Raw genomic sequence first — 12,864 nt, 5'->3', positions numbered from 1 at the left:
CATGCGCATCGCAGTCATCGGCTCGGGAATCTCTGGTCTGGCCAGTGCATGGTGGCTGGACGGCGAACATGACGTCACGTTGTTCGAGGCCAACGACTATCTCGGCGGACACACCCACACCCACGACATCGAGCTGGGCGGGACGCGGATGGCTGTGGACACCGGGTTCATCGTGTTCAATCCGCTGCACTATCCGCTGCTGAGCGCGCTGTTCGACGAGCTGGGCGTCACCTCGCAGCCCACCACCATGAGTTTCTCCATGCACAGCGAGCGTTCGGGCGTGGAGTACAACGCCACCTCGCTGGACGGCCTGTTCTGCCAGCGACGCAACCTCGTTTCGCCGCGCTTCTGGGGAATGCTCTCCGACCTGCGGCGCTTCTATCGCGATGCGCCGCTGCTGCTGGCCGAGCGGGAAGGCCCAACGCTGGGCGACTATCTGCGCAGCCAGCGCTATGGCAAAGCCTTCGTCGACGAGCATCTGCTGCCGATGGCGTCGGCGTTGTGGTCGTCGCCGACGGCGACCGTCCTGGACTTCCCCGCACGCTACCTGGCCCAGTTCATGGCCAACCACCAGATGCTGCAGATGACCGGCCGCGCGCCGTGGCGCGTGGTGGAAGGTGGTTCGGCGCGCTACGTGGACGCCCTGCGCCGCCGCTGGCGGGTGCACGAGCGCCTGGAGTGTCCCGTCCTCGCCGTCGAGCGGATGCCCTGGGGCGCGCGCGTGCACAGCGCTGCGGGCGTGGAAGGATTCGATGAAGTGATCCTCGCCTGCCACAGCAACCAGGCGCTGGCACTGCTGGCCGATGCCGATCCGATCGAGCGTGACGTACTCGGTGCCATCCGCTACCAGCCCAACGACGTCGTACTGCACACCGATGCATCCCTGCTGCCCCGCAACCGCAAGGCATGGGCTGCATGGAACGCGCATGTGCCGCGCGATCCCGCCGCTCCCTGCACCGTGAGCTACTGCATGAACCTGCTGCAGGGTCTGCCCGGCGACATCCCGCTGGTCGTGACGCTCAACCGCACCGAGGCGATCGACCCACGCCGCATACTGCGTAGAATGAGCTATGCACACCCGGTGCACGATCATGCTGCGGTCCGAGCCCAGCAGCGCTGGGCCGACGTACAGGGCCGCCGCCACACCTGGTTCGCCGGAGCCTATTGGGGGTGGGGTTTCCACGAAGATGGCATCCGCAGTGCCCGTCGTGTCGTCGACGCGATGCGCACCTGTTCGCCGCAGCCACGTCTCATGACGCAGGACGAGGCCGCCGCATGAGCGCCAGCGCCCTCTACTTCGGCCACGTGATACACCGCAGGCACCAGCCGCACGCGCACGCCTTCCGCTACCCGGTCGCGCAGCTGCTGCTTGATCTCGACGAGCTGGACACGATCTTTGCCGGACGATGGCTGTGGTCCTTGAACCGCCGCAATCTGGCGGAGTTCCGGCGCAGCGACTACTTTGGCGACCCCTCGATGCCGCTTCCCGAGGCGGTCCGCCGCCATGTCGCAGGCGTGCGGGGTCATCGCCCGGCGGGCCCCATCCGCCTGCTGACCCATCTGCGCTTCGGCGGGCACGTCTTCAACCCGGTCAGTTTCTATTACTGCTACCAGCCTGACGGCAGCACACTGGACTGCATCGTGGCCGACATCACCAATACGCCCTGGAAAGAGCGCCACGCCTACGTCCTGTCAGTGGCAGAAGCGGCCAGCGAGCCGGGCTCACTGCGCTGGCAGTTCCAGAAGCGCTTCCATGTGTCGCCCTTCATGGCGATGGACTGCACCTACGACTGGCGGTTCAGCACGCCCGGCGAGGACCTCAGGGTCCACATGCAGGTTCTGCAGGAGGGCGTGCGCCAGTTCGACGCCACGCAGCACATGCAGCGACGACCGCTGGACGGGCGCGGCCTGGCGAAGGTGCTCACCCTGTATCCCTTGATGACCGTGCAGGTCGTTGCGGCGATTCACTGGCATGCGCTGCGGTTGTGGCTCAAGCGCAACCCGGTCCATGACCACCCCTCACTTGCCGGAAAACCGCGATGAACGAGATGACTCCATCGGCAGCCATGCCCCGGGCCGGCGCGCTCGACGCATACCTGCGCCAACGCCTGCTGTCCCAGCTTGCGCCGCTGCGCGAAGGCCAGCTGCGGGTACGGGATGCCCTCGGCGAAACATTGCTGGGCGACGCTGCGGGGGAACTGCATGTCACTGTGACCATCGATGACCCGGCGTTCTACCGCAAAGTCGCCGCACAAGGCAGCGTAGGCGCAGGCGAGAGCTACATCCATGGCGACTGGCAATGCGACGACCTGGTTGCGCTGGTACGCCTGCTGGTGCGCAACCGCGATCTGCTGGACGGCATGGAACGTGGCCCGGCACGCATCGGCGGCTGGCTGCTGCGCGGCTGGAACCGGCTGCGCCGCAACAGCCGCGAAGGCAGCCGGCGCAACATCGCGGCTCACTACGATCTCGGCAACGACTTCTTCGCCCTGTTCCTGTCAACGGACCTGATGTATTCATCGGCACTGTTCGCCAGCGAGCAGGACACGCTCGAGGACGCCTCGCGGCGCAAGCTCGATCGCATCTGCCAGCAGCTGCGCCTGGCACCCGGAGACCGGGTGGTCGAGATCGGCACGGGCTGGGGCGGATTCGCACTGCATGCCGCGCAGCATTACGGCTGCCATGTCACTACCACCACGATCTCCGCCGAGCAGCATGCGCTGGCCACGGCACGGGTGCGCGCCGCGGGTCTGGAGGATCGCATCACCCTGCTGATGAAGGACTATCGCGACCTCGACGGGCAGTACGACAAGCTGGTCTCGATCGAGATGATCGAAGCGATCGGCGCCCAGTATCTGGACACCTACATGGCCACCCTGCAACGGCTGCTCAAGCCGGACGGGCTGGCCCTGCTGCAGGCGATCACCATTGAAGACCACCGCTACGAGCAGGCGCGCCGAAGCGTGGACTACATCAAGCGCCACGTGTTCCCCGGCAGCTTCATCCCTTCCATCAACGCGATCATGGCCGCCAAGACCCGTGCCAGCGATCTGCAGCTGCTGGCGCAGCAGGACTTCGGCCATTCCTATGCCCTCACGCTGCGGGCGTGGCGCCAGCGATTCCTCGCACAGCTTCCCGCAGTGCATGCGCAGGGGTTCGACGCCCGGTTCTGCCGTCTGTGGGAGTTCTACCTGGCCTACTGCGAGGGCGGCTTCCTGGAACGTTCGATCGGCGTTTCACACCTGCTGCTGGCACGCCCCGGCCATCGGGGCAGCGCGCACGCCACGGGTGCACACTGACATGCGCCGCACCTGGCTCAATCTGCTCGGCAACCAGGCGGTCTGGCTGTGCGCGGTCGCTGGCGCCGGGCGCGGGCTGCAATGGCCAGCACTGCTGGCCGCCACACTGTTCGTGGCCAGCCAGCTCAGCACCAGTCCCCTGCCCCGGGTCGAGCTCCGCCTGCTGGTCCTGGCCTTGGCCTGTGCGTGGCTGGTCGATGGCGCCGCTGCCGCCGCGGGCGTGGTGCGTTATGCCGCTGCGCCCCTGGGCTGGATGCCACCGCCCTGGATCCTCGCACTCTGGGCGTCCTTCGCGATGACGATCAATGCATCGATGGCCTTCCTGCAGCGGAACACGGCGCTCCCCGTGTGCTTTGGCCTGCTGCTTGCCCCGCTGGCGTACCTGTCCGCCAGCCGCGGCTTCGACGCCGTGCAGCTTTCGCCCCCGGCCTGGAAAGGCCTGCTGACGCTGGGTATCGGCTGGAGCATCGCCCTGCCGCTGCTGTGTAGCGCTGCGCGTCGCTGGTCGAGGCTGGCCATCCGCCCACCGTTTGCCGGAGCCCGACCATGAACGCCCTGCCCTGGGTTGCCCTGTATGCCCTGCTCATCATGGCCTCGGGATGGGCATGGCAACGCCGCCACCGCAACATCGGCATCGTCGATGTGCTGTGGGCGAAGGGCGTCGCTGCGTCAGCGCTGATACTGGCCCTGCTCGGTGACGGCGCCGCGCTGCCGCGTGTGGCCCTTGCGGTGCTGGGCGGCCTGTGGGGCGGCCGACTCGCGCTGCACCTGTGGAGCCGCGTGCGGCGCGAGGCCGAGGACGGGCGTTACCGATACCTGCGAGATCACTGGCAGAGCCACCAGGGCAAGATCTTCGGCTTCTTCATCGCCCAGGCGCTGCTGATCGTGCTGTTCTCCCTGCCATTCGTGGCCGTCGCCAGCAACGACTCGCCCGCCGCGGCGGGCTGGGTTGCCGCCGCTGCCGTAGTCTGGCTGTTGAGCGTCGGCGGCGAGGCGCTGGCCGACCATCAGCTCGCACGGTTCCGCGCCGACCCGGCCAACAAGGGGCGCACCTGCCGCACCGGCCTCTGGCGGTACTCGCGGCACCCCAACTACTTCTTCGAATGGCTGCACTGGTTCACCTACGTCCTGCTCGCGGCCGGCTCGCCATTGGGCTGGCTTGCCTGGACAGGACCGGTGCTGATGTACCTGTTCCTGCGCTATCTCAGCGGCATTCCCTTCACCGAAAAGCAGGCGTTGCGCAGCCGTGGTGAGGACTACCGCGACTACCAGCGCAGCACGCCGATGTTCTTCCCGTGGTTCCCGCGTTCGTCCAAGGAGCACCTGCCATGACTGTCGCCACATCACTCGCAACGCCTGCCGATCCGGAAACCGGGCTGATCGCCTGGGCCGAGCGCGGCCTCATTCCGGATGTGGCCCTGCGCTCCGGTATCCGCCGGCTGTGCGCCCAACGCCTCCAGGAAGAGAGTGCCGGGGGCATCGAGGCGCAGTCCGCGCGCTTCAACCAGTGCCTTGAGCAGTTGGCCGGCAGCCCGGTCGCGCTTCATGTCGATGCCGCCAACCGGCAACACTATGAAGTCCCCGCCGCATTCTTCCAGGCCTGCCTGGGCAAGCGCCTGAAATACAGCAGCTGCTACTACCCGAGCGGTCGCGAGACCCTGGACGAAGCCGAAGTCGCCATGCTCGAGCTCTACGGCGAGCGTGCCAGCCTGGCTGACGGGCAGCACATCCTTGAACTGGGGTGTGGCTGGGGCTCGCTGACCCTGTGGATGGCCGAGCGCTTCCCGGGCGCGCGCATCACGGCGGTGTCCAATTCGCACAGCCAGCGCCAGCACATCCTTGAACAGTGCAGGCTCCGCGGGCTGGGCAATGTCGAGGTGATCACCTGCGATGTCAACCGGCTGGAGCTGCCCGCCGGCCGTTTCGACCGCTGCGTTTCGGTGGAGATGTTCGAGCACGTCCGCAACCATGCGCAGCTGATGTCACGCATCGCGCAGTGGCTGAAGCCCGACGGCGCGCTGTTCGTGCACATCTTCGCCCACCGCACCCTGATGTACCCCTTTGAAACCGAAGGCGGCGACAACTGGATGGGGCGGCACTTCTTCACGGGTGGGCTGATGCCCGCTGCCGACACTCTGCTGCACTTCCAGCAGGACCTGCGCCTGCAGCGGCGCTGGCTGCTGGATGGCACGCATTACCAGCGTACGGCTGACCACTGGCTGGCGAACCAGGATGCCGCGCGTGAACGCATCATGCCGATCCTGGAGGCAACCTATGGCAGGCCGGCGGCAAGGCAATGGTGGAACCGCTGGCGCATGTTCTGGATGGCCTGCGCCGAGTTGTTCGGCTACGACAACGGCCAGCAGTGGCTGGTTGCCCATTACCTGTTCCGGCCACGTTGAGGTCACCATGCGCCCCCTTCCGCTGCTCTCGTTCCTGGCGATCGCCCTGTTCGGCACCGGCTGCAGTTCAAGTGACCTGCGCCCCCTGCCGCGACCGCAGGCGGTCGACGTTCCCCGCTTCATGGGCGACTGGTACGTCATCGCCCATATCCCTTCCTGGCCGGAACGCGAAGCGTTTGACGCCATTGAAAGCTACGCGCCGCGGCCGGACGGCCGCATCCAGACCACCTTCACGTATCGCAAGGGCAGTTTCGACGCACCACAGCGATCGATGCACCCGATCGGCAGGGTCGAGAAGGAAGGCAACGGCGCCATCTGGGGCATGCAGTTCGTATGGCCCATTCAGGCCGAGTACGTCATTGCCTGGATCGATAGCGACTACCAGCAGACCATCGTGGCGCGTAGCAAGCGCGACTACGTGTGGTACATGGCGCGCACCCCGCAGGTCTCTGCGGAGGACTATGCGCAGGCGGTGAAACGCATCGCCGCGATGGGATATGACACCCGCGAGCTGCGGCGCGTTCCGCAGTCACTGCGCTGACGTCCCGCACGGACCGGGCCCCGCTGCGCGGGAGCCCGGCCCTTCAGCCCGCTCAGGCTGCCAGGCGTTCCACCTGGCGACGGGTCAGGTCGTTGAAGCGGCCCAGCGACATCAGGTGCTGGTGGATCAGGGCCAGCCAGCCGCTGCGGTGCCATTCGATCACGGTTTCCTCGGGCAGCGCGACGAACTTCTCGACGTCGACCACCTGGAAGCCGTTGAGGTTGAACTCCTGGCCGTTCGGAGCGCGTACGGTCGCGTTGCGCTCGACCAGCAGTCCCTTTTCGATGAGCGCCTTGGAGAAGGCCTGGGTCTGTTCGTGCTCGCGGGTGTACTGGCCGCAGAACTCCAGCGCCTGCTGCACCATGTCGGTAGCCTTGCCGTCGGCGAACAGCGCCTGGCCTTCCTCGCCTCCGTTGACCACGCGCGGGCTCGCTTCATCGATGCCGAGCAGGAAATCGTTGTCCGCGCCGGTGTCGATGAAGATGAAGGGGTGGCGACGCAGATAGGCCGGAACGTAGGCCTCGTCTTCCCACAGCCCGTCCTTGATGAACAGGTTCTCGTTGGTCACGCCGACGGCAGCCATCGGAACGGCGCCGGGGCCGGCGAACAGGATCGGGAAATGGTGCAGTGCCAGCGAGAACTCGCCGAGCACCAGCGGAATGGCGTTGTTGCCGGCGGCGAAATCAAGCTTGCCCGGCAGGATGCGCAGGTCGGCGTGCACATCAGCCTGCAGCGGCACCGGACGGGTGTAGAACAGGGGGGTGCCGGCCTGCGCCGCTTCGGTGGTGGTGTCGCTGGTGGTCATCGTAGGAACCGTTTCATCATGCGCGCCTGCCATCCCGGGCGCGCCAGCGGGAACAACCTGAATCCCGCATTATCAACAAGCCGGGTGACGACCACCACCCCGGCACTGACTTATTTCAGCTGCAGCGGATAGCGCTGCCACAGGACGTGGACAAGGAAGCCCGCCAGTTCGGTGTCGCGCGCACTGACCGCGGCGCGGATCTTGTCCAGCAGGACCATGTCACTGCAGGAGCGCACATCGGCGTGGTTGGCCTGGCCCGACCTGCGTGCGCGGTAACGCGCGGCGCGCTGCGCATCGCTCATCGCGTACCCGAATTTGGGCGGACGACCGCGCTTGCGCGGCAGGGTCAGCTCCAGGGTTCCGGGGTCTTTGTCATCACGCATGAGTGGGGGCAGACAGCGGCAAGCAACGACGGGTGCGCAATTTATCGTGAGGCATCACTTTAATCCAGCTTTTTCTACACTTTTGTTGCAATGCAATGCGCCCTGCCGCCGCTCGCCGGCAGCAAGAGGGGCCCGCGAACGGGCCCCTTGCACACTTCAGGCAGCGCGTACCGGCTCGTAACCGTGCAGGTGCGCTTCACTGCTGGCGCGCCCCTGGCTGAGCGAGCGCAACGCAGTGGTGTAGCCCACCAGCTGCGCCAGCGGTGCAAAGCCGCTCACTTCGGCACGGCCCTCCTGGTCCTCGATGCGCGCGACGCGACCGTGGCGACGGTTGAGGTCGCCGACCACGTCGCCCACCGACGCCGAGGGCGAATGCACCGTTACCGCCATCACCGGCTCCAGCACCTGCGTGCCGGCACTGGCCAGCGCGGCCCTGACGGCCTCACTGCCGGCCCGGTGGAACGCCATGTCCGAGGAATCCTTGGCATGGGCCTGGCCGTCCACCAGGGTCACTTCGATGCCCACGACCGGATGCCCCTGCGGTCCTTCCGACAGCGCCGCACGCGCACCCTTCTCCACCGCTGCGATGAAACCACGGGGGATCACGCCTCCCACGATGCGATCGTTGAACACCACCTGGTCATCCTCGCGCGGCGCCACGTCCAGCACCACATGGGCGAACTGGCCCTGGCCACCGCTCTGCTTGACGACCCTGCCGACCACGCCGGAGACCGCACGCAACGGCATTTCCTGGTAGGCAACGCGCGGCGAACCGATGCCGACATCGACCTTCCATTCGCTGCGCAGGCGCTCGACCATCACCTCCAGGTGCAGTTCGCCCATGCCCCATACCAGCGTTTCGCCGCTCTCGCGATCGGTCTCCACGCGGAATGACGGATCCTCCTGGGCGAGGCTGGCCAGCCCCTGCGCCATGCGGATCAGGTCCGCTGCACGCGCAGGTTCCAGGCGCCACGCCAGCACCGGCGCCTGTGCCTGGATGCTCTCCAGGCGCAACGGCTGATCGCGTGCGCTCAGCGTTTCACCGCTGACTGCATCCTTCCAGCCCAGCACCGCGACGATGTCACCGGCCACGGCCTGCTCGATGTCATGGGTCTGGTCTGCCTGCACCCGCACCAGGCGGCTCACGCGCCGACCCTGCGGATGCTGCGAGCTGGCCACAGCGTCGCCTGCCTTCAGCGTTCCCGAATACAGCCTCACGAAGCTCAGCGCACCGTGCTGCTGATGGGTGATCTTGAACAGCAGGCCCGCCAGCGGACCCTCCGGATCCGGCGGCAGCAGCACGTCGCCGGCCTCGCCTTCGGCAGTGACGGCAGGCCGATCCAACGGCGAAGGCAGGTAATCGACCACCGCATCCAGCAGCGCCTCGATGCCTTTGTCCTTGAACGCCGCACCCGCAAGCACCGGCACGCCCGCACCGGCCAGCGTCGCCCGCCGGAGTGCCGCGCGCAGCAGTTCCGCATCGATCACCCGGCCTTCCAGCCACGCATCGGCCAGACCCTCGTCATGGTCGGCCACGGCCTCCACCAGCGCGTCGCGCCGCGGTTGCCACTGGCTGCGTGCAGCGTCATCCCACGGCGTGATGGTCACCACGCCGCCGTCGCGCCACTGCAGCACGCGCTCATCCACCAGATCGACCCAGCCGCTGAAGTCGCTTTCGCTGCCCAGCGGCACACCCAACGCCCACGGCCGCGCCTGCAGCTTGTCCCGCAGCTGCTCCAGCACGCGCTCGAACGAGGCGCCGACACGATCCATCTTGTTGACGAAGGCGATCAACGGCACCCGGTGCCGGCGCGCCTGGCGCCACACCGTTTCCGACTGCGGCTGCACGCCATCCACGGCAGAGAACACCGCGACGGCACCGTCGAGCACCCGCAGCGAACGCTCGACTTCAATGGCGAAATCGATGTGGCCCGGGGTGTCGATCAGGGTCAGCCGATGCGGCGGCAGATCGCGCGGCGCCCACTGCGCCTGCACGGCTGCTGCGCCGATGGTGATGCCACGCTCGCGCTCGATCGCCGAGAAATCGGTGGTGGCGTTGCCGTCATGGACCTCACCGACGCGGTGGATCTCGCCGCTCTTCCACAGCAGTCGTTCGGTGAGCGTGGTCTTGCCGGCGTCGATGTGGGCAATGATGCCGAGGTTGCGACGACGGGAAAGGATCTGGGTGTTCATGTGATGGGTTCCTGCAAGCCAACTTCGGGGGCCGCGCACCCCGGTTGGCGACAGGGTGCGCGGCTAGCGTTCGGTCTCGGCGATCTGGTGCATGGCACGTTCTCCTTGCGGTGCAGCGGGTGGATGAGAGGGACTGCGGAAACGAAAAGAGCGCCCCGGAGGGCGCTCTGTGGATGGTCCAATGGTGGCCGATTCAGCGGCCCCGTCGAGCTCCAGGCAGACACGCCCGTTCCGCGCTTGCGCGGGTCAGGGTGAAAAACTTCAGGAGCGGCATCCGGTTCATGGGGCGCATTCTAGACCTGCCAATCTGGCGCGCAAGTGCTGATTGCGCGCACCAGTGGAACGATGAGGATTCCTTTCGCCGCCCGGATCAGGTGACCACCACCAGCGGCACGCCCCGCTTCGGATGCTCCAGCACGACCACGTCCTGCTGGTAGACCCGCTGCAGCGTGTCCACGGTCAACACCTGCGCGGGTGAGCCGTCGGCGGCCACCCTGCCCTGTTCCAGCAGCACGATGCGGTCGGCATAGCCGGCGGCCAGATTCAGGTCGTGCAGCACCACGATCACGCAGGCCCCGGCCTCGGCACAGGCACGCACGCTGCGTAGCGTACGCTCCTGGTGGCGCAGATCCAGCGCAGCGGTCGGCTCGTCGAGCAGCAGCAGCGGCGTATCCTGCGCCAGCACGCGCGCGAACGTGGTCCGGGCCGATTCGCCACCGGACAAGTGCTGCACCTCGCGCAGGCGCAGCGCCTGCAGTTCGGTTGCGTCGATCGCGGCCTCCACCTGCGTGTCATCGCGTACGGGATCGGGCGGGTGTGGCAGGCGCCCCATCGCCACCACCTCCTCCACGCTGAAGGCGAAGCGCACGCCGTGCTCCTGCGGCATCACCGCGCGCTCGCGCGCCAGTGGACCGGCCTTGTAGCCGGCCAGCGGCCTGCCAAGCAGGCTCACTTCACCCGCATCGGCATGCAGATCGCCCGCAGCCACAGCCAGCAGCGTCGATTTGCCAGCGCCGTTGGGCCCCACCAAGGCAGTGACCGTCGCCGGCTCGAACGCCAGGTTGATGCCGTGCAGGATCTCGCGCTGCCCGCGTCGCACCACGACGTCGCGCAGATGAAGCAGGGCCGTCATGGGGCTGCCTTGCGGCGCTGCTGCAGCACCAGCCAGAGGAAGAACGGTGCACCCAGTGCAGCCGAGAACAGACCGAGTGGAATCTCCGCCGGCGGGTCGAGCGTGCGCGCGGCCGTATCGGCCACCACGATCAGCAGCGCCCCCAGCAGGCCGGAAAGGGGCAGCAACCAGCGGTGCCCCGGCCCCACCAGCATGCGCGCCACGTGTGGCACCACCAGGCCGACAAAGCTGATCGAACCGGCAAACGCGACGGCCGCACCCACCAGCAGGGCACTGAACGCCACCAGCCGGCGGCGGGTCCGTGCCACGTCCAGGCCCAGATGCTGGGCCTGGCGTTCCCCCAGCGCCAGCATGTCCAGTGGCGTTGCCAGGCGCTGCAGCGCGAACACGCCGATGGCGAACAACGGCACCACGGCGGCGACATCACTCCAGCTGGCGCGGGCCAGCGAACCCATCTGCCAGAACACCAGCGACTGCAGTTCGCTCTCGCTGGCGATGTAGGTCAGGAAACCGATCAGCGCCGAGCAGAACGCCGCCATGGCGATGCCGACCAGCAACAGCGTGGCATTGCCACTGCCCTTGCCCGGCCGGGCAAGGGCGTAGGTCAGGCCGATCGCCAGCGCACCGCCGGCAAACGCGGCCACCGGCACCAACCAGCCGGCCGCACCTGCAGCACCGAGCACGATGGCGGCGACCGCGCCCAGCGCGGCGCCCTGGCTGACGCCGACAATGCCCGGGTCCGCCAACGGATTGCCGAACAGGCCCTGCAGGCTGGCACCGGCCATCGCCAGCGATGCCCCCACCACCGCGCCCAACAGGGCGCGCGGGATGCGCAGCTGCCAGACCACCGCCAGGTCGCGGCTGCTCACCGCCTGCGGATCGAGCAGCCCCATCTTCACCGCCAGCGCCTGCAGCACCTCCAGCGGTGGCAAGCGCAGTGGCCCGACCGCAAACGAGGCCAGAATGGCGGCCAGCAGTGCCAGCATCGCCACCATCAACATCGTCCGCCCGCGACGACGGCGCCGGTCCGCCGGACTCATGCCTTCGGCAGCGCCGCCAGCGCCCGCGCCAGCGCCAGTGCGCCAGCCCCGGAACCTACGCTGGTGTACTTGAGCTGCACATCCGGCATCACCCAGACCCGGTTGGCCTGCCCGGCCGGTGTCTGCTTCAGCGTCGGGTACGACTTCCACAGGCCCTCGGCACCGCCGAACAGCTGCAGATCGTGCTCGGTCACCAGAATCACCTCCGGTGCCGCGGCGACCACGCCCTCATTGCTCAGCTGCGAGTAGTTCTTCACTCCCGCTTCGGTGCCGATGTTGACGCCGCCGGCCAGCGCGATCAGTTGCGCCGATGCGCTGTCGGCGCCCGCAACGGTCGGTGCGCCACCGGCACCGGTGGCCGACACATGGATCACACGCGGCGCATGGCCCAGGCCCCGGCCGATCGCTGCGGCCTCATCCAGCTGACGCTGCACCTGCGTGGCAAGCGTCTGCCCTGCTTCGGCCAGCCCGAGTGCGGCGGCGACCTTGCGCACCTTGTCCGGCGCCGGCTGCAGATCGTCGATGACCACCGCCGGCTCCCCCACCTCGCGCAGCTTCTTCGCCAGCTCGGTGTGGCGGCGCAGGCTGTTGCCCAGGAACAGCGAACCCCGCAGGCTCAGCACACCCTCCACACCCGTGGTGCGGTTGAACAGGAACTGGTGCGGCGCAGCCCGGCCAGCCTCGGTGGTGGTGTTGGTCGGGGCGGCAAATACCTGCTTGCCCAGCCCCAGCGCCTCGATCACCGCGATGACGTCGTCGCCACCGGCGATGATCCGGCGGGTGTCGGTCACCGCGATATCGGCGCCGTCATCGGAATGCACCTTGGCCGGCAGCACGGCCTTCTGGTCATGCACGGCCGGCATCTCGGCACCGGCCACGCGTTTCCAGCCTGCCGGCAACGCGGTGTCCGCGGCGGCCGCCATTGCCGCCGGCGGCGGTTCGGAAGGCTTCTTGGCATCGGAGGGAGCCGACGAGCCGCCACAGGCAGCCAGTGCCAGCGAAACAGCCAACGGAAGTGCGCACAGGCGCAGACGGGGCACGATGTTCATGGACGTTCTCCTTGCTGGCA

13 protein-coding genes are annotated in these 12,864 nt (G+C 67.7%); 7 read left to right on the top strand and 6 right to left on the bottom strand.

What is annotated here, in order from left to right; genetic code table 11:
- Position 1 precedes the first annotated feature (1 nt).
- Genes ACX9OW_RS04660 through ACX9OW_RS04630 form a run of 7 tightly spaced genes read left to right on the top strand, consistent with a single transcriptional unit; the run spans position 2 to position 6,242 of the window.
- Complete coding sequence (locus tag ACX9OW_RS04660; protein ID WP_277381766.1) at positions 2 to 1,279, top strand: NAD(P)/FAD-dependent oxidoreductase; 1,278 nt, start codon at positions 2 to 4, stop codon at positions 1,277 to 1,279.
- Entirely contained in the window at positions 1,276 to 2,043 is a 768-nt protein-coding gene (locus tag ACX9OW_RS04655; protein WP_065182212.1) for a DUF1365 domain-containing protein, read from the top strand. Before ACX9OW_RS04660 ends, ACX9OW_RS04655 begins: the two co-directional genes overlap by 4 nt.
- Entirely contained in the window at positions 2,040 to 3,299 is a 1,260-nt protein-coding gene (locus ACX9OW_RS04650) for an SAM-dependent methyltransferase (protein ID WP_180875144.1), read from the top strand. The genes ACX9OW_RS04655 and ACX9OW_RS04650 overlap by 4 nt, the downstream gene beginning before the upstream one ends.
- 1 nt (position 3,300) lies before the next feature.
- Positions 3,301 to 3,849 (top strand): DUF2878 domain-containing protein, encoded by a 549-nt coding sequence (locus ACX9OW_RS04645; protein ID WP_346475192.1) that lies wholly within the window; start codon positions 3,301 to 3,303, stop codon positions 3,847 to 3,849.
- Positions 3,846 to 4,631 carry a DUF1295 domain-containing protein gene (locus ACX9OW_RS04640; protein ID WP_459061991.1) on the top strand — a complete coding sequence of 262 codons (786 nt, stop codon included), beginning with the start codon at positions 3,846 to 3,848 and terminating at the stop codon, positions 4,629 to 4,631. The genes ACX9OW_RS04645 and ACX9OW_RS04640 overlap by 4 nt, the downstream gene beginning before the upstream one ends.
- On the top strand, positions 4,628 to 5,701 hold the full coding sequence (locus ACX9OW_RS04635) for an SAM-dependent methyltransferase (RefSeq protein ID WP_065175693.1): 1,074 nt from the start codon (positions 4,628 to 4,630) through the stop codon (positions 5,699 to 5,701). The genes ACX9OW_RS04640 and ACX9OW_RS04635 overlap by 4 nt, the downstream gene beginning before the upstream one ends.
- A 7-nt stretch (positions 5,702 to 5,708) precedes the next feature.
- Entirely contained in the window at positions 5,709 to 6,242 is a 534-nt protein-coding gene (locus ACX9OW_RS04630; protein WP_065175694.1) for a lipocalin family protein, read from the top strand.
- A 52-nt stretch (positions 6,243 to 6,294) separates the two neighbouring features.
- Here ACX9OW_RS04630 and ACX9OW_RS04625 read toward each other — a convergent pair whose 3' ends face one another.
- The 6 genes from ACX9OW_RS04625 to ACX9OW_RS04600 all read right to left on the bottom strand — a co-directional run bounded on the left by ACX9OW_RS04625 (position 6,295) and on the right by ACX9OW_RS04600 (position 12,844).
- Positions 6,295 to 7,047 (bottom strand): SapC family protein, encoded by a 753-nt coding sequence (locus ACX9OW_RS04625; RefSeq protein ID WP_459061990.1) that lies wholly within the window; start codon positions 7,045 to 7,047, stop codon positions 6,295 to 6,297.
- Between the two features lie 110 nt (positions 7,048 to 7,157).
- Positions 7,158 to 7,430 carry a hypothetical protein gene (locus ACX9OW_RS04620; protein WP_019659661.1) on the bottom strand — a complete coding sequence of 91 codons (273 nt, stop codon included), beginning with the start codon at positions 7,428 to 7,430 and terminating at the stop codon, positions 7,158 to 7,160.
- A gap of 156 nt (positions 7,431 to 7,586) precedes the next feature.
- A complete protein-coding gene (fusA, locus tag ACX9OW_RS04615) occupies positions 7,587 to 9,623 on the bottom strand; it encodes an elongation factor G (RefSeq protein ID WP_459061989.1) in 2,037 nt (678 codons plus the stop codon).
- Positions 9,624 to 9,993: 370 nt separating this feature from the next.
- Entirely contained in the window at positions 9,994 to 10,755 is a 762-nt protein-coding gene (locus ACX9OW_RS04610; protein WP_459061988.1) for a heme ABC transporter ATP-binding protein, read from the bottom strand.
- Positions 10,752 to 11,795: a FecCD family ABC transporter permease gene (locus tag ACX9OW_RS04605; protein WP_053518563.1), complete on the bottom strand. Its 1,044-nt coding sequence runs from the start codon at positions 11,793 to 11,795 to the stop codon at positions 10,752 to 10,754. Before ACX9OW_RS04605 ends, ACX9OW_RS04610 begins: the two co-directional genes overlap by 4 nt.
- Positions 11,792 to 12,844, bottom strand: coding sequence for a heme/hemin ABC transporter substrate-binding protein (locus ACX9OW_RS04600; protein ID WP_262218073.1), 1,053 nt, complete (start codon positions 12,842 to 12,844; stop codon positions 11,792 to 11,794). The genes ACX9OW_RS04605 and ACX9OW_RS04600 overlap by 4 nt, the downstream gene beginning before the upstream one ends.
- Between the last annotated feature and the right edge of the window lie 20 nt (positions 12,845 to 12,864).

The sequence above is a fragment of the Stenotrophomonas genospecies 5 genome, assembly GCF_054473825.1.
Note: the sequence above shows the minus strand (reverse complement) of the source record. Positions and strands in the feature narration are given on the sequence as shown.